This is a genomic window from Bradyrhizobium sp. 44, from assembly GCF_023073095.1.
In the GTDB taxonomy this organism is placed as follows: Bacteria; Pseudomonadota; Alphaproteobacteria; order Rhizobiales; family Xanthobacteraceae; genus Bradyrhizobium.
In genome coordinates this window covers 35141-58250 of the sequence record NZ_JADPIY010000020.1, presented here as the reverse complement: position 1 = coordinate 58250, position 23110 = coordinate 35141, and the positions used below count along the sequence as shown (strand labels likewise).

The 23110-nt window shown below is 63.0% G+C and carries 21 protein-coding genes, 1 tRNA gene and 1 pseudogene; 4 read left to right on the top strand and 19 right to left on the bottom strand.

Translation table 11 applies throughout. The annotated features are described in order from the left end of the window. Nucleotides 1-37 precede the first annotated feature (37 nt). The 4 genes from acpS to rpoZ all read right to left on the bottom strand — a co-directional run bounded on the left by acpS (nt 38) and on the right by rpoZ (nt 4139). Nucleotides 38-457 carry a holo-ACP synthase gene (gene acpS / locus IVB41_RS22450; protein WP_007611179.1) on the bottom strand — a complete coding sequence of 140 codons (420 nt, stop codon included), beginning with the start codon at nt 455-457 and terminating at the stop codon, nt 38-40. Next, nucleotides 454-1206, bottom strand: a complete 753-nt coding sequence (locus tag IVB41_RS22445; protein WP_247289317.1) for a pyridoxine 5'-phosphate synthase — start codon at nt 1204-1206, stop codon at nt 454-456. Before IVB41_RS22445 ends, acpS begins: the two co-directional genes overlap by 4 nt. Nucleotides 1207-1251: 45 nt before the next feature. Beyond that, nucleotides 1252-3537, bottom strand: a complete 2286-nt coding sequence (locus IVB41_RS22440) for a bifunctional (p)ppGpp synthetase/guanosine-3',5'-bis(diphosphate) 3'-pyrophosphohydrolase (RefSeq protein WP_027567287.1) — start codon at nt 3535-3537, stop codon at nt 1252-1254. Nucleotides 3538-3746: 209 nt separating this feature from the next. Continuing rightward, nucleotides 3747-4139, bottom strand: a complete 393-nt coding sequence (rpoZ, locus tag IVB41_RS22435; protein ID WP_007603391.1) for a DNA-directed RNA polymerase subunit omega — start codon at nt 4137-4139, stop codon at nt 3747-3749. A 329-nt stretch (nt 4140-4468) separates the two neighbouring features. Between rpoZ and IVB41_RS22430 the strand changes: the two genes are divergently transcribed. Both IVB41_RS22430 and IVB41_RS22425 read left to right on the top strand, forming a co-directional pair. Beyond that, nucleotides 4469-5116: an NYN domain-containing protein gene (locus IVB41_RS22430; protein ID WP_106944133.1), complete on the top strand. Its 648-nt coding sequence runs from the start codon at nt 4469-4471 to the stop codon at nt 5114-5116. Then, entirely contained in the window at nt 5097-5771 is a 675-nt protein-coding gene (locus IVB41_RS22425) for a uracil-DNA glycosylase (RefSeq protein ID WP_247435057.1), read from the top strand. Before IVB41_RS22430 ends, IVB41_RS22425 begins: the two co-directional genes overlap by 20 nt. On the opposite strand, the gene IVB41_RS22420 is transcribed toward IVB41_RS22425, so the two are convergent. Genes IVB41_RS22420 through dapA form a run of 4 tightly spaced genes read right to left on the bottom strand, consistent with a single transcriptional unit; the run spans nt 5768 to nt 8259 of the window. Further along, nucleotides 5768-6361 (bottom strand): peroxiredoxin, encoded by a 594-nt coding sequence (locus IVB41_RS22420; RefSeq protein ID WP_247435054.1) that lies wholly within the window; start codon nt 6359-6361, stop codon nt 5768-5770. The two genes, IVB41_RS22425 and IVB41_RS22420, sit on opposite strands and share 4 nt — an antisense overlap. Nucleotides 6362-6365: 4 nt before the next feature. Next, nucleotides 6366-6839, bottom strand: coding sequence for an SsrA-binding protein SmpB (gene smpB, locus IVB41_RS22415; protein ID WP_247435051.1), 474 nt, complete (start codon nt 6837-6839; stop codon nt 6366-6368). A gap of 59 nt (nt 6840-6898) precedes the next feature. Beyond that, nucleotides 6899-7315 (bottom strand): large conductance mechanosensitive channel protein MscL, encoded by a 417-nt coding sequence (gene mscL, locus IVB41_RS22410; RefSeq protein WP_027567293.1) that lies wholly within the window; start codon nt 7313-7315, stop codon nt 6899-6901. Nucleotides 7316-7368: 53 nt separating this feature from the next. Further along, nucleotides 7369-8259 carry a 4-hydroxy-tetrahydrodipicolinate synthase gene (gene dapA, locus IVB41_RS22405; RefSeq protein WP_007603384.1) on the bottom strand — a complete coding sequence of 297 codons (891 nt, stop codon included), beginning with the start codon at nt 8257-8259 and terminating at the stop codon, nt 7369-7371. 295 nt (nt 8260-8554) lie between these two features. Here dapA and IVB41_RS22400 point away from each other — a divergent pair, with 295 nt between their 5' ends. Beyond that, a complete protein-coding gene (locus IVB41_RS22400; RefSeq protein WP_247435730.1) occupies nt 8555-10960 on the top strand; it encodes a transglycosylase SLT domain-containing protein in 2406 nt (801 codons plus the stop codon). A gap of 537 nt (nt 10961-11497) precedes the next feature. On the opposite strand, the gene IVB41_RS22395 is transcribed toward IVB41_RS22400, so the two are convergent. The 5 genes and pseudogenes from IVB41_RS22395 to IVB41_RS22380 form a co-directional block, all read right to left on the bottom strand. Beyond that, nucleotides 11498-13072 (bottom strand): porin, encoded by a 1575-nt coding sequence (locus IVB41_RS22395; protein ID WP_247286780.1) that lies wholly within the window; start codon nt 13070-13072, stop codon nt 11498-11500. Nucleotides 13073-13581: 509 nt separating this feature from the next. Next, the gene (locus IVB41_RS22390; RefSeq protein ID WP_247435727.1) at nt 13582-14112 is read right to left on the bottom strand and encodes a hypothetical protein; all 531 of its coding nucleotides are present in this window, start codon (nt 14110-14112) and stop codon (nt 13582-13584) included. 47 nt (nt 14113-14159) lie between these two features. After that, nucleotides 14160-14585, bottom strand: a pseudogene (locus IVB41_RS22385) (hypothetical protein); the annotation flags it as partial. Then, nucleotides 14504-14710 (bottom strand): hypothetical protein, encoded by a 207-nt coding sequence (locus IVB41_RS35925; protein ID WP_407062499.1) that lies wholly within the window; start codon nt 14708-14710, stop codon nt 14504-14506. The gene IVB41_RS35925 and the pseudogene IVB41_RS22385, both read right to left, overlap by 82 nt. A 207-nt stretch (nt 14711-14917) precedes the next feature. Then, entirely contained in the window at nt 14918-16030 is a 1113-nt protein-coding gene (locus IVB41_RS22380; protein WP_256464249.1) for a tetratricopeptide repeat protein, read from the bottom strand. Between the two features lie 753 nt (nt 16031-16783). On the opposite strand from IVB41_RS22380, the gene IVB41_RS22375 reads away from it, so the two are divergent. Continuing rightward, nucleotides 16784-16876, top strand: a tRNA-Ser gene (locus IVB41_RS22375). Between the two features lie 148 nt (nt 16877-17024). On the opposite strand, the gene IVB41_RS22370 is transcribed toward IVB41_RS22375, so the two are convergent. The 6 genes from IVB41_RS22370 to IVB41_RS22345 all read right to left on the bottom strand — a co-directional run bounded on the left by IVB41_RS22370 (nt 17025) and on the right by IVB41_RS22345 (nt 23110). Further along, complete coding sequence (locus IVB41_RS22370) at nt 17025-17291, bottom strand: hypothetical protein (protein WP_007611206.1); 267 nt, start codon at nt 17289-17291, stop codon at nt 17025-17027. Between the two features lie 1704 nt (nt 17292-18995). Beyond that, nucleotides 18996-20480 (bottom strand): Asp-tRNA(Asn)/Glu-tRNA(Gln) amidotransferase subunit GatB, encoded by a 1485-nt coding sequence (gene gatB, locus IVB41_RS22365; RefSeq protein ID WP_247435041.1) that lies wholly within the window; start codon nt 20478-20480, stop codon nt 18996-18998. After that, on the bottom strand, nt 20477-21133 hold the full coding sequence (locus tag IVB41_RS22360) for an FkbM family methyltransferase (RefSeq protein WP_247435039.1): 657 nt from the start codon (nt 21131-21133) through the stop codon (nt 20477-20479). The genes gatB and IVB41_RS22360 overlap by 4 nt, the downstream gene beginning before the upstream one ends. Then, nucleotides 21130-21435 carry a hypothetical protein gene (locus tag IVB41_RS22355; RefSeq protein ID WP_247435036.1) on the bottom strand — a complete coding sequence of 102 codons (306 nt, stop codon included), beginning with the start codon at nt 21433-21435 and terminating at the stop codon, nt 21130-21132. The genes IVB41_RS22360 and IVB41_RS22355 overlap by 4 nt, the downstream gene beginning before the upstream one ends. After that, nucleotides 21426-22901, bottom strand: a complete 1476-nt coding sequence (gatA, locus tag IVB41_RS22350) for an Asp-tRNA(Asn)/Glu-tRNA(Gln) amidotransferase subunit GatA (protein ID WP_247435033.1) — start codon at nt 22899-22901, stop codon at nt 21426-21428. The genes IVB41_RS22355 and gatA overlap by 10 nt, the downstream gene beginning before the upstream one ends. Beyond that, nucleotides 22898-23110 carry a hypothetical protein gene (locus tag IVB41_RS22345; RefSeq protein ID WP_247435028.1) on the bottom strand — a complete coding sequence of 71 codons (213 nt, stop codon included), beginning with the start codon at nt 23108-23110 and terminating at the stop codon, nt 22898-22900. The genes gatA and IVB41_RS22345 overlap by 4 nt, the downstream gene beginning before the upstream one ends.

Here is a 23110-nt window from a genome sequence, read left to right as displayed (position 1 = left end):
GATTTTGAATGTGAATTATAAAATGATCGGAGTACCGTCAGGGTTTGGCCAGCGGCACGGCGGAAATGATGACGAAGGCCTGTGCCAACGGCCAGTCATCGGTGATCGACAGGTCGATCTGCGCCGCGAACCCCTCGGGCGTCAGGGCCTGGAGCCGGGCCAGCGCCCCGCCCGTCAATTGCATGGTTGGCCGCCCTCCCGGCAGGTTGACCACACCCATGTCGCGCCACCACACGCCGCGCCTGATGCCGGTGCCGAGCGCCTTGGAGCAGGCCTCTTTAGCGGCGAAGCGCTTGGCGTAGGTCGCGACCACCATCTTCTCGTTCTTGGCGCGCCGCTCCGCCTTGGCCCGCTCGGCCGCGGTGAAGATGCGATCGAGGAAGCGCTCGCCATGGCGGTCGATCACCTTGCCGACACGGGTGATATCGATCAGATCGGAGCCGATGCCGATGATCATGCCCGGCTCCGGCCGCGGTCCATCGCTGCGCGCATGCTGCGAACCGTCTCGGCGAGACCCACGAACAGGGCTTCGCCGATCATGTAATAGCCGATGTTGAGCTCCATGATGTCCGGCAAGCCTGCGATCGTCTCCGCCGTCGCATAGTCCAGCCCGTGTCCGGCGTGAACCTCCAGCCCCGCTTCCTTCGCGAGCTTCGCCCCCGCCACGATCCGCCGCCATTCGGCCTCGGCCTTATCAGTGTGACCGTCGACGACGGCGTCGCACCAGGCGCCGGTGTGGATCTCGATCACGGGGGCGCGCAGCCGCGCCGCCATCTCGATCTGGGCGGGATCTGCCGCGATGAACAGCGACACCCGGATGCCGGCATCGTTCAGCCGCGCGATATAGGGCGCCAGCGCATTGTGCTGGCCGACGACGTCGAGCCCGCCTTCGGTCGTCACCTCCTGGCGCCGCTCCGGCACGAGGCACACCGCGTGCGGCCTGGTGGCGAGCGAAATGCGCATCATGTCGTCGGTCGCCGCCATCTCGAAATTGAGCGGCTTGGAGATCTCGGCTTTCAGCCGCGCCATGTCCTCGTCGCGGATGTGCCGGCGATCCTCGCGCAAATGGGCGGTGATGCCGTCGGCACCGGCCTCGATCGCCAGCAGCGCCGCGCGCACCGGATCGGGATTGCGGCCGCCGCGCGCGTTACGCAGGGTCGCGACATGGTCAACATTAACGCCGAGGCGGAGCGGAGGTGCAGGCATTTCGGGACTCACGGAATCATAGGGATAGACCAGGACGGAAGGGGTCTATCCATTAACACGTTCGGCGCGGGCGACGACCGCCTTCGCGCGCAGCTGGGCCAGGATCGCGCTCAAATGCTTGAGATCGTAGACTTCGAGATCGATCGTCGTCTCCGTGAAATCCGGTGAGCGGCGCTGCATGCTGATGTTGTCGATGTTGCCGTCGTGCTCGGCGATCACGGTCGCGATCTGCGCCAGCGCGCCAGGCTCGTTGACATTCTCGACCTTGATGCGGGCCGGGAAGCGCTGTGGCGTGGAGTCCTCGATGTCCCAGCGCACATCGAGCCAGCGCTCCGGCTCCTCCTCGAAATCCTTCAGGGCCGGGGCCTGGATCGGGTAGATGGTGATGCCCTCGCCCGGCGTGACAATGCCGATGATGCGGTCACCAGGCACTGCGCCGCCGTTCGGCGCGAACTTCACTGGCAGGTCGGAATTGATGCCGCGGATCGGGATCGCGACCGGGCTGCGCGGCGGTTCGGACGACTTCTCCTTGAGCTTGCCGGCAAGCCCCTTCTTGACGCCGTAGCGCGCGATGCGCTCCTCCTTGTAGTCGGGATACATCGCACGCGCGACGTGGGAGGCCTTGATCTCGCCGCGTCCCACAGCCGCCATGACGTCCTCGATCGAGGTCCGCGCCAGTCGCGGCAGCGCGCCCTTGAGCTTGTCGTCGGCGTATTCGATCTTGGCGCGCTCGAACAGGCGCTCGACGATGCGCCGGCCGAGACCGACATATTGATCTCGCACCGCGGTCCTGGTGGCGCGACGGATCGCGGCGCGCGCCTTGCCGGTGACCGCGAGCGTTTCCCAGGCCGACGGCGGCGCCGCTTGCGCTTCCGAGGTCAACACTTCGACCTCGTCGCCGTTCTGAAGCTCCGAAGACAGCGGCGCGAACTGGCCGTTGATCTTGCAGCCTACCGCGCTGTTGCCGACGTCGGTGTGTACGGCATAGGCGAAGTCGATCACGTTGGCATGGCGCGGCAGCGCGATCAGCTTGCCTTTCGGAGTGAAGCAGAACACCTGGTCGTGGAACAGCTCGAGCTTGGTGTGCTCGAGGAATTCCTCGGGGTTGGCGCTCTCCGAGAGGATGCCGATGGTGTGGCGCAACCAGGCGAACGCATTGGACTCGCGCTTGAGAAATTCGGTCGGCGAGCCCACGCCTTCCTTGTAGAACACGTGCGCGGCGATGCCGCGCTCGGCGATCTGGTCCATCGCCTCGGTGCGGATCTGCAACTCGACGCGCTGATTGCCGGGGCCGATCACGGTGGTGTGGATCGAGCGGTAGTCGTTCTGCTTCGGCGTCGAGATGTAGTCCTTGAACCGCCCGGGCACGACCGGCCAGTTCGTGTGGACGATGCCGAGCGCGCGGTAGCAGGCCTCGATGTCGTTGACGACGACGCGGAAACCGAAGATGTCGGACAATTGCTCGAAGCCGACCGACTTGCGCTCCATCTTGGTCCAGATCGAGAATGGCTTCTTGCGGCGGCCATAGACCCGCGCCCCCAAGCCCCGGTGCCGCAGATTGTTGGAGAGCTGGTCCTCGATTTCGCCGATCAGATTGCGGTTGCGCTCGGCCAGCGCATCGAGCCGCTGCATCACCACCGAATAGGCTTCCGGGTCGAGGGTCCGGAACGACAGGTCCTCCAGCTCCTCGCGCATTTCCTGCATGCCCATGCGCCCTGCCAGCGGCGCATAGATGTCGAGCGTCTCCTCGGCAATGCGCCGTCGCGATTCCGTCGGCACGAAGTCCAGCGTGCGCATGTTGTGCAGGCGGTCGGCGAGCTTCACCAGGAGCACGCGGACGTCGTCGGCAATGGCCAGCAACAATTTGCGCAGATTCTCGGCCTGCTTGGCCTCCCGCGACACCAGCTCCAGCCGCTTCAGCTTGGTCAGGCCCTCGACCAGCGCGCCGATCTCGGGCCCGAAGATCTGGTCGATCTCGGCCCGCGTCGCTTCGGTGTCCTCGATCGTGTCGTGGAGCAGCGCAGCCACGATGGTGGCGTCGTCGAGCTTCAGGTCGGTCAGAATCGCCGCCACTTCGAGCGGATGGGAGAAGTACGGGTCACCCGAGGCGCGGGTCTGCGAGCCGTGCGCCTTCATGGCGTAGACATAGGCGCGGTTCAGCAAATCTTCGTCGGTGTTGGGATTGTAGGACCTGACGCGCTCGACGAGGTCATATTGACGCATCATGCGTGCGCGAGGCTTCGCAGGGCGCGCCACCGGCGCAGTCGGGGCCACGGCAACCGATTCGGTTGCGGCCTGCATCTGCGTTGGTGTGCGGCGTCGATATACCATGCCGTCCTGCCTTCAAACGGACCACGACACAGCCCGTTGTATACATCTTAGCTCCGATCGCGCGCGTGTCCGATCAATTCAGTGACAGGAACAGGCGCGAACCGACCACGCTATGGTAACCACGAAAACGCCAACAAAAGCAAAGGCCCGAACAACGGTTCGGGCCTTTGATAAGATCACAAAGAAGTCGATGAGCGCGATGGGACGATTTACTCGTCCTCCTCGGGCTGCTCCTCGGGCGGCGCCAGGCCTTCGAGACCCTTCAGGAGCTCTTCTTCCGTCATGCGCTCAACGGCGACTTCGGTATCGTCTGCATCCACGCTTGCACCGGCGGAACCGATCAGCGGCACGGTGTCCGGCTCGGGCTCGTCGACCTCGACGAACTTCTGCAGCGAGTGCACCAGCTCCTCGCGGAGGTCCTCCGGCGAAATGGTGGTCTCAGCAATTTCGCGCAAAGACACAACAGGGTTCTTGTCGTTATCGCGGTCAACCGTTAGTTGTGAACCAGACGAAATCATGCGGGCGCGGTGGGCGGCCAGCAGGACCAGGTCAAACCGGTTGTCGACCTTGTCGATACAATCTTCTACGGTGACGCGAGCCATCGACTGTCGCTCCGTTGTGGGTGGGACGAAATATGTGGATGAATGGCGGTAGTTATAGGGGCCGGCAGGGTTTCGCAAGGCCAATTTGTGATTTGGCCTCGCCAAACGGCTCTGCTACCCCCACATTGGGGCTGGGATGGGTGGTTTCCCGGGCTGCCGGCGACGGCGGCGCCGGGAGTGTGCAAGTTGGCCATAACTATACCTTGATTGCCCCGACTTCTCCGGATTTGCGGTTTCGACGGGTTTCGGCGGGACTTTAGAAGTGCGCGGCTTGCTGTCGCCGCGCCAACAATAAACGATCAATCACGAACTCTACGCGAGCAAACTGAATGTCACCTTCCTCTTCCGACAAGATCGCGCTCTTCATCGATGGAGCCAATCTCTACGCGACGGCGAAAACTCTGGGCTTCGACATCGATTACAAGCGCCTGCTGAAGGAGTTTCAGAGTCGCGGGACGCTGCTGAGGGCGTTCTACTACACCGCCATCATCGAGGATCAGGAGTACTCCTCGATCCGGCCGCTGATCGACTGGCTCGACTACAACGGCTACACCGTCGTCACCAAGGCGACCAAGGAGTTCATCGACGCCTCCGGCCGCCGCAAGGTCAAGGGCAACATGGACATCGAGCTCGCCGTGAACGCCATGGAGCTCGCCGAGCACATCGACCAGATGGTGCTGTTCTCCGGTGACGGCGACTTCCGCTCCCTGGTCGAGGCCGTTCAGCGCCGCGGCGTGCGGGTCACCGTGATTTCCACGATCGCGAGCCAGCCGCCGATGATCGCCGACGAGCTGCGCCGGCAGGCCGACGTCTTCACCGACCTCGTCGAGCTGCAGTCCAAGCTCGGCCGCGACCCGTCCGAGCGCCCCGCCCCGCGTGACCGCGGCGACCGCGAGGCGCGCCACCACGCTCCGCAGTTCCTCCAGCGCGCGACCACGATGGCGCCGGCGAGGGGCGATGACGACTTTGAGGAGTGAGGCGGCCCGGTCAAGCCGCCAGCCTCTCAGCCTCGTCCCCGACCGTGACTGTCCGCTCTGTCCGCGCCTGGTCGCCTTTCGCGAGGCGAACCGCGCGCGCGAGCCATTGTGGCACAATGCACCGGTTGCGCCTTTCGGCGACATCAAGGCGCGCCTGCTGATCGTCGGCCTCGCGCCGGGGATGCAGGGCGCCAACCGTACCGGCCGTCCCTTCACCGGCGATTATGCCGGCGACCTGCTCTACGCGACGCTGCTCGAATACGGCTTCGCCAAGGGCAAATATCAGGCGCGTCCCGACGACGGCCTGAAGCTGGTCGACTGTCGGATCGCCAATGCGGTGCATTGCGTGCCGCCGCAGAACAAGCCGCTGCCGGTCGAGATCAACACCTGCCGGCAGTTCCTCGCGGCGAATCTCGCAACGATGCCGAACCTGCGCGCGATCGTCGCCCTCGGGCGTATTGCGCACGACACCGTGCTCAAGCCGCTGAACCTGAAGGGATCACAGGCCCCCTTCGGCCACGGCGCCGTGCATCAGGCCGGCGCATTCAGGCTCTACGACAGCTATCACTGCTCCCGCTACAACACGAACACCCGCGTGCTGACGCCGGACATGTTCCGCTCCGTGTTCGCGAAGGTGAAGGCCGACCTCGACTAGTCCTTAGACGAGCCCGTGGCGGGATTGCCCTTCAGCCAGTCCAGGACATCGCCGGCGTTCCGGTCGGGCGGAAACACCGGATAGAACACACGCGTGATCCTGGCGTCGTCAACGATCAGCGCGAGGCGCTTGATCAGCGTCAGGCCCGCGACCTCCATGGTCGGCAAATTCAGGGCGCGCGTCAGCGCCAGCTTCTCGTCCGAGAGCACCGGGAACGGCAGATGCAGCCGCGAGGCCATCTCGGTCTGGTACGCGTTGCTCTGGGTCGAGAGGCCGAACACCTGCGCGGCGCCGGCGGCCTTCAGTTCGGCGAACAGATCGCGAAATGCGCAAGTCTGCGGCGTGCAGCCGCGCGCGCCCGGGATCATGTCCCAATCGTCGACCAGCGCGATCTTGCCGGGCTCGCCGGTGCGCGGATAGGCGAACACCACGGTTCGGCCACGCAGCGCCGACAGCGCGACCGACGTGTCGTCAGTCGCGAGCAGGCTGACCGGCGGCAATGTCATGCCTTGCAGGTGCGCGGCACCACCGTCGTCCGCGGGTGCGGGAATCCGGCTCCAATCGACCTCGAGCAGGTTTCTCTGAGTCATCCCGCTATCCCCTCGCACGCATCAGGCGGCCCTTCTCCCGGCTCCAGTCGCGCTTCTTCTCGGACTCGCGCTTGTCGTGCAGCTTCTTGCCTCTTGCAACCGCTAGCTGCAATTTCGCGCGGCCACGCTCGTTGAAGTAAAGCTTGAGCGGGATCAGCGTCATGCCTTCGCGGTCGACCGCCCCCATCAGCTTGTTGATCTGCTTGCGATGCAGCAGCAGTTTTCGCGGCCGCTTGGGCTCGTGATTGAAGCGATTGCCCTGGAGATATTCCGGAATGGTGGCGTTGATCAGCCAGATCTCGCCGTTCTTGGAATCGGCGTAGGATTCCGCGATCGTGCTTTTGCCGCTGCGGATCGACTTGACCTCGGTGCCGGTCAACGCAATGCCGACCTCGATCGTATCCTCGATCGCATAGTTGAAGCGGGCCTTGCGATTTTCCGCCATGACCTTGATCGGACGTTCGTTCTTGTCGGCCATGGAAGACAAACCTGATCGAGATGCGCGAGGACGCTAACAGTTTGGATGAAGCGCGCGCGTCAAGACTTCTTGAGGAGATCGCGAATCTCGGTCAGCAGCTCGACCTCGGCCGACGGCTTTGGCGGAGCGGCAGGCTCTGCCTCGTCCTTGCGCTTCAGCTTGTTCATGGCACGGATCACCAGGAACAGCACGAAGGCAATGATGATGAAGTTGATCGTCAGCGTGAGGAAGTTGCCCCAAGCCAAGACGGCGCCCTGCTTTTTCGCGTCCGCGAGATTTGCCGCGGTGACCTTGCCCGAAAGCGGCGTGAAGTAGTTCGAGAAGTCGAGACCGCCGGTGGCCGCACCGATGATCGGCATGATCACGTCGCCGACCAGCGACGTCACGATGGCGCCGAAGGCCGCGCCGATGATGACGCCGACCGCGAGGTCGACGACGTTGCCCTTCATGGCGAACTCGCGGAACTCCGTGAGCATCCGCGTGCCTCTTTCCTCGATCGCCATGAAAAATTCCCCAATCGGCTAGCGCGTCAGTTGATGAGGCCAGCATGAACCATCGCGCTGCGCACGGCAACGCGGGTCGGTTCGGTGACCGGCACCATCGGCAGCCGCAGCGTCTCGTCGAGCTTGCCGAGCAGCGACAGCGCGTACTTGATCGGCGCCGGATTGCTCTCGATGAAGAGGTTGTTGTGGAGCGGCATCAGCTTGTCATGCAGCTTCAACGCGGTGGCATGGTCGCCCTTCGCCCAGGCGGCCTGGAACTCGGAGCACAGCCGCGGCGCGACGTTCGAGGTCACCGAGATACAACCATGGCCGCCATGCGCCATGTAACCGAGGATGGTCGCATCCTCGCCCGAGAGCTGGTTGAAGTCCTCGCCCATTGCCGCGCGCTGCTGCGAGACGCGGACCATGCTGGCCGTGGCGTCCTTGACGCCGGCGATGTTCTTGAGCTCCCAGAGCCGCGCCATGGTGTCGACCGACATGTCGATCACCGAGCGCGGCGGGATGTTGTAGATGATGATCGGAATCCCGATCGCGTCGTTGATCGCCTTGAAGTGCTGGTACATGCCTTCCTGGGTCGGCTTGTTGTAGTAGGGCGTCACGACCAGAACCGCATTGGCGCCCGCCTTCTCGGCGTGCTGGGCGAGCTCGATCGCCTCCTTGGTCGAGTTGGAGCCGGCGCCGGCGACGACAGGCACGCGGCCTTTCGCTTCCTCGATGCACCATTCGACGACCTTCTTGTGCTCGTCATGGCTCAGCGTCGGGCTCTCTCCGGTGGTGCCGACGGGAACCAGGCCGTTGGTGCCCTCTGAAATCTGCCAGTTGACCAGGGAGCGAAACGCCGCCTCGTCCAGCGAGCCGTTCTTGAACGGCGTGACCAAGGCGGTGAACGATCCCCGGAATTTTGTCTTGGCTGCCATGGACTTCCTCCGTACGCGGCAATCTTGAGCGCAGGCCGCATTCATATCGGGTCTATCCCGCCGGTAAAAGACCCGCTCCCGTCTGACGCACCGTTTAGGCCGCGATTTTGCCGCGGTGGTGGTGCAAACCGGGCGAAGGTAAGCGGCTGTTGGTAATTTGTCCGCATATTCAATCAAATACAGCCAGATCTTGTACAGCTAGGTCTTGAGCCAATTGACTGATTCGGGGCGACGAAACGCCGTGATCTCATTTCCGCGCGCCGCATGGCGATCCACCGGCCTGATCGTGTGCCTGATGGCAGGGCTGTCGGCCGGCTGCGCCGCCTGGGCCAAATCCAATGAGACAACCGCGGAAACGGCCAAGGAAACCGCGAAGGAAACCGCGAAACCCGCAGGCAAGCCAGCCGCCAAGGACACTGCGAAAGGTGCGTCCAAGGGAGCCGGCAAGGAAACTCCGAAGGACGCCGCCAAGGGGGCAAGCAAGGGCGCGACCAGTGCCCCCGCCAAGGATGCCGCGAAGAAGCCTGCCAAGGATGCGGGCAAGGATGCTGGCAAGAACGCAGACAAGGAACCTGCGAAGGACAAGCTGAAGCCTACGGCTGCCGCGCCAAAGTCAACGCCGACCGTTGGCGGCTCGGTCCCGAAGACCGCCCCCGCGCCGGCTGCGACGGCCATCGTCAGACCGACCGCCCCGGCCCCCGCCAAGCCCGTCGCGGCTCCTGTCCTGGCTCCTGCGACCCGCCAGCATGCCGCCCCGCGCAAGCCGGTCACACCGGCTGCGGTTGCCGCGACCTCCTCGACCTCGCAAGCCGACAAGGACACGCTGGAAACCGTGATCGAGCTCGTGCGCAAGCGCAAGTCGGGCGACGCGACCAATGCCGCGGCCGCGATCTCGGATCCCGTCGCGCGAAAACTCGCGGAATGGATCATCCTTCGCAGCGAGGACAATGGCGCGACGGTGGAGCGCTACCGCGCCTTCCTCTCCGCCAATCCGAGCTGGCCGTCGCAGACCTTCCTACGCCGGCGCCTCGAGGCCGCGATGTGGGACGACAGGCGCGACGACCAGGTCGCGTGGTCGTGGTTCGAGAACGAATCGCCCGTGTCCGCCAAGGGCCGCTTCACGCTTGCGAAGGCGATGCTGGCGCGCGGCGACCGCGCCAACGCCGAACGTCTGGTGCGCGATGCCTGGCGCAGCGACCCGATGTCGGAAGAGACCGAGAACAACGCACTCGACCAGTTCGGCGCGCTGCTGACGCCCGGCGATCAGAAGGCGCGGATGGACACGCTGCTCTACGGCAGCGAGAACGAGGCCGCACTGCGTGCTGCGAAGCGCCTCGGCGCCGGCTATGTCGCACTCGCCAAGGCCCGCATCGCCTCGCTCAAGAAAGCGCCGAACGCGCGTGCGCTGCTCGAAGCCGTGCCGCGCGAGCTGCACGGCGATCCCGGCTTCATCTTCAGCAAGATCCAGCTGCTGCGCCGCGAGGAGAAATTTGCGGAAGCCGCCCAGCTCATGCTGTCGGCACCGAAGGATCCGGGCCGGCTCTACAATCTCGACGAATGGTGGATCGAGCGGCGCCTCCTGGCGCGCAAGATGATCGACACCGAGGAATTCCGCAGCGCCTATCTGATCGCGCGCGATGCCGCCCTGCCCTCGCGCGACATCTACAAGACCGAGCAGGAGTTCACAGCCGGCTGGATCGCGCTGCGCTTCCTCAACGATCCCGCGGCTGCCACCCAGCATTTTGCCCGAATCGGGATCGGCAGCGTCAATCCGACCACGCTGGCGCGCGCCGGCTATTGGCAGGGCCGCGCCGCGGAAGCTGCAGGCCGCCAGCAGGAGGCGCGCAACGCCTACACGCGGGCCGCCGAGCAATCGACCAGCTATTACGGCCAGCTCGCACGCGCCAAGCTCGGCCTGCCGCAGATCGAGCTCAACGCTCAGCCGCGCAGCCGCGGTGCCGAACGGCTGGAGATCGTGCGCGCCGCGCAGCTGCTCTACGAGCTCGACGAGCGCGAGATGGCGATACCTGTTCTCGCCGACATGGGCGAGAACGGCGATCCCGAAGCGCTAGCCGGCCTTGGCGAGCTCACCCAGCGCCACAGCGACGCGCGCGGCATGCTGCTGCTAGGCAAGGCCGCGCTCAATCGCGGGCTGCCGTTCGATTTCTATGCCTATCCCGTCAACGGCATTCCGCAGTTCACGCCGATCGGCCCCGAGGTCGAGCGCAGCATCATCTACGCCATCGCGCGGCAGGAGAGCGCCTTCAATCCCTCGGTCGTCTCGCCGGCCCAGGCCTATGGGCTGATGCAGGTGACGCCGGACGCCGCGCGCTATGTCTGCAAGCGGCACGGCGGGACCTACGATCTGGGACGTCTGAAGAACGATTCGGCCTACAACGCCACGCTCGGCTCGGCCGAGCTCGGTGGGCTGCTCGAGGACTATCGCGGCTCCTACATCATGACCTTCGCCGCCTACAATGCCGGCCGCGGCAGTGTGAAGAAGTGGGTCGATCGTTACGGCGATCCGCGCGATCCCAAGGTCGACGCGGTCGACTGGGTCGAGCTGATTCCGTTCTCCGAGACACGCAACTACGTGCAGCGGATCATGGAGAACCTTCAGGTCTACCGCGCCCGCTTCGGTGGTGGCACGCGGTTGCAGATCGAAGCCGATTTGCGCCGCGGCGCCGGTAGCGTGGAATAGAGGCATCTTCCCTCGACTCGCTGCCGGGAAGCCTTTTGGTGGCGACCGCCAACGTCGCCGGGACTTGAGCCACCGAAGAAGAACTGGCGTGCAATCGTCAGCGGGGCTTTCTCGACACGCGCCTCGTGAGTGCCAGTATCTTCGAGATTGCCAGAGCCCTTGGAACTGTCAGAACCTTGTGGAGCTGCCAAGCTCTTCGGCCTGCAGGGTCGCGGTCAGATCGGTGAGCTCTCCGTTGCCCTGCGGCTCCAAGAAGGCATCGATCCCTTCCGGCTGAACACCTGATAAGCGGGGGTTCGCAAGTCCGCGATGGTTCAACGACGGCCAGAACCGCGCGCCTCGGTCGGGGCTGGCGTGCAGCGCAGAGATCCCCTCTCCCCGACGCAGCTTCGATCAGGTCACGACGAACGATCGAGCAATGGACAGCGACGCTCCAACGCGGTCGCCATGGGGCGGAGGCAAAAACAAGCATCACCGGCAAACGAAAAGCCCCGGCGGTTTCCCGCCGGGGCTTTCTATCAGGTCGTTAGACCGAACTTACCAGTTGCGCTGAGCGCGGAGGAGCAGGGTAACGGTGTCCTGATCCTTCAGCTCGTAGGCTGCAAGCGGCTTGCCCGTCGTACCGGACGGAGTAACGGTGCCAATGACACCAGAATACTTCTGGTCGATACGGGTCCAGGCAACGTCAGCCGAGAACGTCAAGTTCTTGACCGGGGTCCAGCGGGTGATGAGACCCACCGAGCCGACGGCGAAGTCCGGGTTACAACCCGTCACACCGGCAATGCCGCCGAACACGCCACCAGCACCACCGGCGCCGCAGATCGTGGTCTTGGCCAAGGAACCGAACTGGGCCTGGGCGTAAGCACCGTAGATCGCGGTGTTCCAGTAGGGGTCCCAGTTGTGGGTGTACGCACCGCGGAAGCCCCAGGTCTTGACCGTTTCCTGCTGGCTGCCCGTGACGAACACGGTGTCCGGAGCATTGGCGAAGCCGACGCTCTGGTAGGCAACGCCGGAGCTGCCAAACATCGAGTAGCTGCTGCCCGCGAGGTTCTGGAAGTTGTAGCGGGTCGCACCGTCGGTGTAGACGCCCTGGATGTTGATCACGTCACCCGCACCGGTCGGGATGTTCTTGATCGACAGAGCGAGCTGAACCGCCCAACCCCACTTGTCATCGGGATGACCGGTGGGTTCGGTCGCGCCGTAGTAGGCAACGTGGTTGTCATGTGCAGCCACCGACGCCTGGAAGAGACCCCAGGCCTGGTCGACGCGGACCATACCAACGAGGTTCGGCGAACGCGTGCCGCCGATGGCGTTGGAGCCATACGAGCCACCAAGAATGCCAGCCGCAGACGCGCCGGTCATGTTCAGGTTGCCGGCGTCATAGTAGGCCGCCCTATCTTCAGCCGAGAACGCTGCCGTCACGCCCTGACCGAAGTCAGCGGTGTAGGAGAACTGGTTGACACCAGTGACCGTGCCGCTGCCGCCGACGAGACCGTCGTAGTTGTTGCCCGGGTAGTTGGTCCAGGGCGCGTCGAACTGCGACACGGCCTTACCCATCGTGAAGCCAGCGAACTGGATGAAGGCGTAGTACACGCCGAGCGAGCCGCCCGAGGTGCCGCCGTCGTTTCCGTTGATCGAGGAACCGACGAGAGCCGGGGCCGCACCCGAGGTGTTGAGGGCCAGCGTGCTGCTGTAGGCGGTCGTGCCAGTCGCGCTGCCGGTACCGTTGTAGTTGCCGGTCGTCCAGGAGAACACGCCGTCGAAGAAGGTACGGACAACGCCGTACTCGGTCGCGGTGCGCGTGTCGATGTTGAGATCTTCACGAGCGCGCATGGTGTAGTAGTTCGTCAGACGGTTGCGGGAACCGTTATTGCCGGTGAACTGACCGCTGTAGTCCGAGTTGGTGTTCAGCGCGACTTCAGCGCGCAGATAACCACCCAGCTTGATGCAGGTGTCCGTGCCGGGGATGTAGTAGAAACCCGCACCGTACAGGGAGCAGATCTTCACGTATTCGACCGCTTTGGCCTTCACGGGGAGATCGGCTGCCTGCGCTCCGCCGACAGCGATCAGACCCGCTGCGGAACCGAGCAAAAGGCTCTTAACCAACTTCATGTTAAACCTCCAAGTTTGCCATAGGGAAGGTTCCGGATCCGCTGGGTGAAGACACCCTAAGGTTGGTTCCCTTGTCCCTTAAATCCACCGCTTAGTCGCTTCGCGCCTTCGGACACACCCGCTGAACGCGAGGGACTTAAGCGAACCACCTAAGACGGGACGACCTCGGGATGCCCCCCTCCGTCGCTCAGTCACAATTACCGAACGCCCTTGCACACACAACAACAGAACGCTTCAGAACGAGCCGGTGGAGCGTGTTTTCCGGCGGGTGTTGCACAAATAACACGCAGATGTGATCAGGGCGACTTTGTAACGCTTTGAGTTTGTTGGGTTTTTTCGACGGGTTTCAGTTGCCGTCAAAAGTTCCGGCACCGGCCCCTCACACCCGTGGAGACGCTCTGCTGTCGGTCTGAGGCGTCCGAATCGTGGAATCAACCAGGGACTCGGCGCGCGCCACTCCTTAGGAATTGGCTCGCCCAACCATCAAGTGGCTGCGACCGTCGTCCTCATCATCCCCGCGCTTGAACATCGATATGATCCGGCGGCAAGCCTGCCTGATGTCGTTGATACATAGCCTCGTAAGCTGTCTCCAGCCGGCTTGCGTAGAGCGCCGCATCAAACAGTGATGCGGTCAGGTGGTTCCCTTGCAGCCGTCCGCGAATATCCGCCAGCTTCTGTTTATCAAGCGCCAGCTCGATCGCGAGTGCTTCATACTCCGCACGCGTTCGCGTGATCAGCTCAGGCAGGCCGACAGCGCTCAGCAAGCTTGCCGCCACGCGGCCGGCGAAACTATTCCCGATGTGGGTCACCACCGGCAGATCAGCCCACAGCGCGTCGCTGGCCGTCGTATGTGCGTTGTAGGGCAGCGTATCCAGGAAGAGGTCGGCGAGGCGATGGCGCCCCAAATGTTCGGATGAAGACGCAACGCGCCTTGCAAACACCAGGCGATCCGGGTCGACGCCCCTGCCCTTGGCTTCCTTCCGCAGATTCGATTTTGCGATCTCGCCGACGTCGGACAGCCACAAGACCGACTGGTCCACGCTCTTCAAGATATTCATCCAGGAGCCAAAGACAGCCGGATTGATCTTTAGGCGTTGTTGAAGCAGCAAAACACAGTCCATTCCTGCCGCAAATCGTGGTCGGCCCGATCGGGCGCAGCATCGTCGATTGTCCCGACGCGATTATCACGCGGCATGAAGCTGCCGGGCAAACGAACGACCTTCTCGTCGAAGAATTCGCTGTTTTGATCTGGCAGCACGATCGGATCGGCAATGATGTAGTCGGCTAGCTCCCCGCTCCCCAACGTCCCCGCGAACCCAAGATAGTTGACGACGATCGGAGCCGGACTGGCCGCGAACAACGACAGCCTGGCATTGTGCGTGTGGCCAGCAAGATCGACAAGAATATCGATCTGCGCATCGTCGACAGCTTTCAGGACTTCACCGTCGAGCTTGTGCTCGCAATCGACAAAGCGATGAAATGACTTTTCGAGCCGCTTGCGCAGATCGCGGTTGTCGTCAGGACCATAGAAAACGAGTACGTCTCGAAGCGGTCGGGATCGTGACTCTCGAAGATCTCGGCAGTGAGGTACCCGACCGGATGCTTGCGAAAGTCGGGTGAAACATATCCGACCCGGATCTTGTCGTGGCGACGGATTCACCACCTGACCTCGTTCTGGAGACATGCGGGAGCTTTGCCCTCACCCAGGTCCTGGCGCAGCTGAGCTGATCATCGGGAGAATCCGTCAGGGACAGCAAAGCAAAAGGAGAACTATTGGCCTTCCGAGTCGTATTGCTGCCGTCAACTGGCCGATCTCTTCGTCCAGATTGTCCCAATTGCACAGGTTCATCTTCGCAAGAAGACGCAAACCCTCGATACCCTCGAGGTCAGGCCTGATCGACACCGCCTTGTCGAGGCGACGAAGGCTTCGTCATAGCGCCCGAGCTCGGTAAAGACATTGCCACGGCCAATCCAGGCCCCCTCGATGTCGGCCTTGATCGCGAGCGCCCTGTCATACGCGGCAAGAGCCTCCTCGTAGCGCTTCAGCCCCCACCCCACGTTGCCGCGACCAAGCCACGCCTCGGCGAGATCAGGCTTGATCGACAGCGCCCGGTCGTACGCAGCGAGTGCATCGTCACGGCGCTTGAGCTCGGTGAGAACATTGCCGCGGCCAAGCCAGGCTTCCGCCAGATCAGGGCGGATCGACAACGCCCTGTCATAGGCAGCCAACGCCTCGTCAAGGCGCTTGAGATCGAAGGACACGTTGCCCCGACCAAGCCACGCGTTCTCCAGGTCGGACTTGATCGAGAGCGCCCTGTCATAGGCTGCCGAGGCTTCGTCGTAGCGCTTAAGGCTCCAGAAAACATGCCCCCGGGCAACCCACGCGCTCTCGAGGTCGGGCTTGATCGAGATCGCCTTGTCGTACGCAGCCAGCGCCTCGTCGTGGCGCTTGAGATCGGTGAGAACTTCACCTCGGCCAACCCATGCACTCGGGACATCCGGCCTGGCCAACAGCGCCTGGTCGTACGTGGCAAATGCGTCGTCGTACCGCCTGAGATTCCGGAGTGCATTGCCTCGACCAAGCCATGCAGCCTCCAGGTCAGGCCTGATCGACAACGCTTTGTCGTAGGCCACGAGGGCATCCTCGTAATGCCTGAGCTTTTCCAGGCAGCCGCCCTTGCTTGCGTACGCATCGGCAAAGTTCGGATTGTAGAATGTCGCCTTGTCGAATTGCTCAATCGCTTCGCCATAGCTTCTCGCGAACTCGGCAAGGATCGTACCTATGTTGTGATATGAAAGGGGATTGCGCGGATTCACCGCCAATGCGCGCGTGAAATAGGCCAGGGCTTCCTGAGGCCGATTCAGCGCTTTGAGCGCATATCCATAATTGCTGAGGGCCTCGTCGCTGCTTCCGTTCAGGGCCACGGCCGCCCTGAGATGCATCTCGGCCTCCGCCAAATCGACCTTGTACGAGCTTCACCACGCCCAGCAGATGTTCGACTTCGAAGATGTTCCTGGAGGATTTTGCGATCTGCTGCAGTATTCTTTCCGCTTTGACCAAATCATGGGCGTGAAAGGCTTCGACAGCACGTCGAAATTTAGGTCTGCAGTTCACCCGCCAAGTCCATTCCTCCCTCGGGACGTCGGTCAATCATACCATCGGCCCCGACATTGCAAGATGAGACCGTAGCGGCGCATCCCGGCCGGCGAGGGACTAGCGAGCGTTCCAGCCCGGCAGCCTTTCCTGATTGCGGCGACGCCGGGCGCGATGGGGCAGCCCCTCGGCGGCGAGCGCGTTATCCCGATTGATAAGGGTGGCTGTCGCGCGACCTGACACGGGACCCTGTCGGCCGATCTGAGGGCGACTACCACGCTCATGGCTTCTGGCGACTTGCGGAAAGCGACAACAAGATCAATCACTTGCAAGTCAATCGCTTGATACACGGCGACTAAGGCAGCCCCCAAGGCAAGCCCAAAGTCACATTTGATAGCAAAATCAAATATTTATATAGATGAAGCTAGCTTTTATCCGCGGCAAGATCACTCATAATAAACGCGCCAGACCCTCCGGCTTTGCGTCCGTTGTCGCGGCATTACGTTCTCGCCCCGGGAGCAAACCGCATGGTTTCGGAATTCGCTGGGAATATTCGAGCAAAAACACACGCTTCCAAATTGACCAGCCCAAGTAATTAGATGCATAAGGCTCGCACCGGAGAGGTGGCCGAGTGGCTGAAGGCAACGCTTTGCTAAAGCGTCATACGGTCTCAAGCTGTATCGAGGGTTCGAATCCCTCCCTCTCCGCCACCCCGCCGCGGAATCCGAGATCGGTGCGTTCCTTCACCTGACACGCGACGGTGGCCTCATGCCGCTCCGAATCCGGTTGGCGGACCACGAGGGAACCTGATTCAGCACAAATCAGCTTCACCTGTGCAACGAGAACGAGATTCTCCGCTCAGTGGGCGGAGACCCAGGCCCTCGCCTCGCGTTGCGCGGCCGAGATGTCGGCGTCCGACATCTGTCCGGCGACTTCCTGGCGCAGCGTCACGGCGTCCTTGCGGCCCTTGAGCGCGGCGAGGTTGAACCATTTATGTGCGGCGACGAGATCGACGAGACCGGAGCGTCCGCTCGCCCAATACAGGCCGCGCTCGAACAGCACGTCCGACAGCGCGCCTGCGTCGATCGGCGTCGCGGTCTCCAGATCGAAAGTACCCTGAAACATAACGCATCCCCTTTTTTCTTATGCCGCCTCGTCCCCCGAGCGCGGCTCCCGTCCAATCAACTGTTCAACTCATCCCCGAGGCTTGTTGCCCGTGCCGTTTGCCGGCTTGTTGGAGGTAATGATGGCGGGCAAATTTGAATGGCAGTTTAAGTATCGCGATGAAGCAGACGTAAACGCGCCCGCCCCAGGCGCGCACGACAAATGCAAGAAGTCCCGGTTTTGCAGGCACTTCTGCAATTCGTCAGATTCGGTTTACCTTGGGATTTTGGGAGAACGATAACCATCGCGCACGGTGACGGGCGTGCGGTGGTGTCCCCTCCGCTCTCGTCACCGGTATTCCAGAGACAGGAATGGTCCCACGAGAAGCTGCGGCGTACTGGATCCCGGTCGGAGCCGGGCGATGACACCGCGAATGAGAAGCGGCGCGCGAACAGCGTGCAATTGCGCCGCAGCCTCCCTGTTCAAGCAGGGCGCGCCTATGAAGAAACATATGGCGGGAAGCTCGACTGCGGCCATCTTTCGAGACGCCCGCCTGCGGCGGCCCTCAGGAGAGGGACGAGTATGCGGCAACATCAACGCAGATGGATGCAGCTGAGCCTCATCCCGAGGAGGCCGCGAACCAGTCGTCTCGAAGGACGAGGCGCTCGCTCAAGGCATCGCTGAGACTTCATCTGCGATAGCCCTGCCTGCTCAAGGGCAGCACAGCCACGCCGCGATCAGATCAACAATGTGGGGATATGGGAATGCCGGCAATACCCGGCCTCATGAGAACGAGGGCGTCGGCGAACACGTCAGGACCAGCTTCCACGTTGGCCCGAAGGCCACTTGTGAAATTGCGGAGCCCCTTACGGAGAACCGCACGAACGAAGAAAACTTGTTTCTTCTGCCGGACCGGCCTTTGGCGAGCGAACCCGCGAAAGAGAACGATCCGACCGTTGACCTGATGTCTCGCCGACACCCTCTATCGTCGACCAGAACCTTCGAGAAGGCGCTGATGACGTGCCGGCTCTCTAGGAGCCGGCAACTTCAAAAAGCGAAGTTACTTCTTCTTGGCGACCTTGCGGGTCTTCTTCGCAGTCTTCTTCACTGCGCTCTTCGCCTTCTTCGCCTTCTTCGCCTTCTTAGCTTTCTTGGCCATGTTGCCCTCCGATGTGTGAGATGGCTTAATCGCTGCATGCAGTCGGGGATCGAGTGCACACTCATCCCGAATACACCAACACAACGAAAAAAACAGCGTCTCGCTTAAAGAAGTGTTGACGGCGAAACGCGCCTGCGCTGGCGAACACGATGCAAACGGACTGCACGATGTGTGCATGCGAGCGCAGAGAGTCCCCGCGGCATCGACGTTCGCAAAAGATGCGACTGCAGAAAAACACTATGCAGCAAGTATTTTTCTGCACGCGCGCATCGCGCACGATCGAGGTAGTGACCTGTCGCGTCAATCGCGCGAGCGCCTCGCGAGGGCGCTTCGCGGACTCTGAGTCGCGGCTTTTGGCAACGAAAATATTTTCATGATTAACGGCGCGAGCGCTCGTCGGAGCGTGTGCAAGTCGCCGTTTTGCGCGAATCGCGTGGCGGCGATTCGGTCGGCGTATCGCGTTCGATCGGGATGAAGTTCGTCGCCGAGGATGCGCGCGAGCGTCGCATCGCGAACCGAAAGCGAGGTGACGACGCCTGTCCGTCACCTCGTTCGAACGTGCGAGGTCAGATGCCGAGCTTGGACTTGAGCAGCTCGTTGACGCTCTGCGGGTTGGCCTTGCCGCCGGATGCCTTCATCACCTGGCCGACGAACCAGCCGAGCGACTGCGGCTTGTCCTTGACCTGCGCCGCCTTGTCGGGATTGGCCGCGATGATGTCGTCGACAACCTTTTCGATCGCCGAAAGATCCGTGACCTGCTTCATGCCGCGGCTTTCGACCAGCGCGCGGGGATCGCCGCCCTCCTGCCAGACGATCTCGAACAGATCCTTGGCGATCTTGCCGGAGATCGTACCCTCGCCGATCAGGTCGATGATCCCTGAGAGCTGTGCGGCATCGACCGGAGAGTCCGTAATATCCCGGCCTTCCTTGTTGAGACGACCGAACAGCTCGTTGATCACCCAGTTGGCGGCGACCTTGCCGTCGCGCGCGCGGTTGGCGAGCTTTTCCAGCACGGTCTCGTAGAACACCGCGCTCTCGCGCTCGGCGACCAGCACGCTGGCGTCGTAGGACGACAGGCCGAGGTCCGCGACGAAGCGCATCTTCTTCTGGTCCGGCAACTCGGGCAGCTCAGCCTTCAGTTCGTCGACGAAGCTTTGCGAGAACTCCAGCGGCAGCAGGTCGGGATCGGGGAAGTAGCGGTAGTCGTGCGCCTCCTCCTTGGACCGCATCGACCGCGTCTCGCCCTTGTTGGGGTCATAGAGCCGGGTCTCCTGGTCGATCGCGCCGCCGTCCTCGAGGATTTCGATCTGGCGCCTGGCCTCGTACTCGATCGCCTGGCCGATGAAATTGATCGAGTTCATGTTCTTGATCTCGCAGCGGGTGCCGAGCGGCGCGCCGGGCTTGCGCACGGAGACGTTGACGTCGGCGCGCAGGGATCCCTTCTCCATGTCGCCGTCGCAGGTGCCGAGATAGCGCAGGATCGAGCGCAGCTTGGTCACATAGGCCTTGGCCTGCTCGGCATCGCGGATGTCGGGTTTGGAGACGATCTCCATCAGCGCCACGCCGCATCGGTTGAGGTCGACATAGGACATGGTCGGCGACTGATCGTGCAGCAACTTGCCGGCATCCTGTTCCAGATGCAGCCGCTCGATGCCGATGGTGGCGGTCTTGCCGCCATCGAGTTCGACCACGACCTCGCCTTCGCCGACGATCGGCGACTTGTACTGGCTGATCTGGTAGCCCTGCGGCGAGTCCGGATAGAAATAGTTCTTGCGGTCGAACACCGAGCGCAGATTGATCTGCGCGTTCAGCCCGAGCCCGGTCCGGACAGCCTGTCTGACGCATTCCTCGTTGATGACCGGCAGCATGCCCGGCATCGCCGCGTCGACCAGCGACACATGCGAATTCGGTTCGCCGCCGAACGCGGTGGAGGCGCCGGAGAACAGCTTCGCGTTCGACGTCACCTGAGCATGGACCTCCAGGCCGATGACCATCTCCCAGTCACCGGTTGAGCCCTTGAGAAGCTTGTGGGGTGCGGCAGGTGCGTTCATGGCTTCACTGGTTCCTTCATTGGTCCCTTGGCCGCGCGCGCTTCACCGGCTTCGAGAAGTCCGTTGAGCGACCGAAGCACCTCGGCCGGCTGGCGCAGCGCGATCTCGCGGCGGCCCATCACCTCGATCGCTCCGAACAGCGCGTCGACTTCCGGCGAGGAGGCGAACACGAAGCCGTCGAACGACGTGCTCTGCTCCTCGAAATCGCTGGAGATCTCGACGCGGTAGCCGTGCGCCTTGAGACGATCGACGACTTCGTAATGGAGGGCCTGCGAATGGGTTGCGATGAAGAGATAATCGACGCGGCGCTTGGCGAGCACGCTCTCCGCGCCCTGCAGCATCTCGACCTCGAACGCCTGGATATCGGCCTGCAATATGTCGAGATGCTTGATCTTCCTGTCCCTGAAGAAGGCATCGACCTCGAATTTGCCCTTGCCGACGAAGGCCTTGACGATGAACGGGCCGTAATACGCTCCGGGCCCGATGCCCGGAACCTTCAGGCCGTTATGCAGATAGACTTGGTCGCCTTCGACGAGGCCTGCCATCGGGACGCGTTCGATCAGGAGGTTGAGCGGATCGGAAACGATCTCGCGAAAGCGGCCGAATAAATCCTCCGGCTTCGCTTTCGGACTCGTGAAACCAGGCTCGCTCATGTGGATGCACTCCCACCCAGCGCATCGACGATGCGCTGCCATTCTGCTTCAAGCGAATCCGTTGCCACGGGCTGGCCGGCCTGGCGGTACCAATAGCCGGCATTGCCGAGGTCGCCCTCGACCCGGTGCAGATAGGCGTGCACCCAGGCGGCCTCGCGGCTGCTCTCGTCCTGGACGATTCTGTGCGCCTGGTCCCAGTCGCCCTTGGCGGCCCACCACAAGCCGGCGAGCGGCGCGCTGAGATCCGGGGGCGGCGCGGCGCCGTCGAGGCTGCCGATATACGCCGCCATGTTCACCACCATTTCGCCGGCGTGAAGCGGCCGGCGGCCTGCTCGATCACCTCGCCGAGCGAGAACAGCGTCTCCTCGTCGAAAGGCCGGCCGATCAGCTGCAGGCCGAGCGGCAGGCCCTGCGCGTCCTTGCCGGCCGGCACGGCGATGCCCGGCAGGCCCGCCATGTTCACGGTCACCGTGAAGATGTCGTTGAGGTACATCTCGACGGGGTCCGCCCCACCCTTTTCGCCGATGCCGAAGGCCGCCGACGGCGTCGCCGGCGTCAGGATCGCGTCCACGCCCTTGGCGAAGCAGTCCTCAAAGTCCTTCTTGATCAGCGTACGCACCTTCTGGGCGCGCAAATAATAGGCGTCGTAATAGCCGGCCGAGAGCACGTAGGTGCCGATCATGACGCGGCGCTTCACCTCCGCGCCAAAACCTTCGGCGCGGGTGTTCTCGTAGAGTTCGTTGACGTTCCGGCCCTGCTCGCGCAGGCCGAAGCGCACCCCGTCGTAGCGCGCGAGGTTGGAGGACGCCTCCGCCGGCGCCACGATGTAATAGGCCGGCAGCGCGTATTTGGTGTGCGGCAGTGACACTTCAACGAGTTCGGCGCCGGCCGCTTTCAGCCAGGCCGCACCCGCTTCCCAAAGCTTTTCGATCTCGGCCGGCATGCCGTCGAGACGGTATTCCCTGGGAATGCCGATCTTCATGCCCTTCACGGACTTGCCGATCGCAGCCTCGTAGTCCGGCACGGCCATGTCGACCGAGGTCGTGTCCTTCGGATCGTGGCCGGCCATCGAGCGCAGCAGCATCGCGGCATCGCGCGTGCTGCGCGCGATCGGACCGGCCTGGTCGAGCGAGGAGGCAAAGGCGACGATGCCCCAACGCGAGCAGCGGCCATAGGTCGGCTTGATGCCGACGGTTGCGGTGAACGCCGCCGGCTGGCGGATCGAGCCGCCGGTGTCGGTCGCGGTTGCGCCCATGCAGAGCAGCGCCGCCACGGCGGAGGCCGAGCCGCCGGACGAGCCGCCCGGCACCAGCGTCGTGTTGCTCCCGTCGCGCCGCCAGGGATTGCCGACCGGGCCGAAGCACGAGGTCTCGTTCGACGAGCCCATCGCGAACTCGTCATTGTTGAGCTTGCCCAGCATCACCGCGCCGTCGCGCCAGAGCTGCGAGGTGATGGTGGACTCGTAAGTCGGCACGAAATTGCCGAGGATTTTCGAGCACGCCGTGGTGCGCACGCCCTTGGTCGCGAACAGGTCCTTGATGCCGAGCGGAATGCCGGCGAGCGGACCGGCGTCGCCTTTGGCGATCTTCTCGTCCACGGCCTTTGCCATGTCACGCGCGCGATCGGGCGTTTCCATGACGAAAGCATTGAGCACGCGCGCGGCTTCGATCGCGTTCAGATGCGCGTCGGTCAGCTCGAGTGACGTGAAAGTCTTGGCCGCGAGGCCCTTGCGGGCTTCGGCGAGCGTCAGCGATGTCAAATCGGTCATTTATTGATCGGGCTGCAAAAGAACGGAGACAGGGACTTGTCGTTGGCCGGGTCGTCTTTCTTGACGGCCGCTTTCGCAGCCGCCTCGATCTCGTCGAGCACGGCGTTGACGGCGACGTTGGGGTCGGCAGCCTTGCCCTGCCGCTCCATCTTGTCGAGATAGTTCATGTAGGCCTGATAGGCCTTCTCGTCGTCGCAAAGCATGCACAT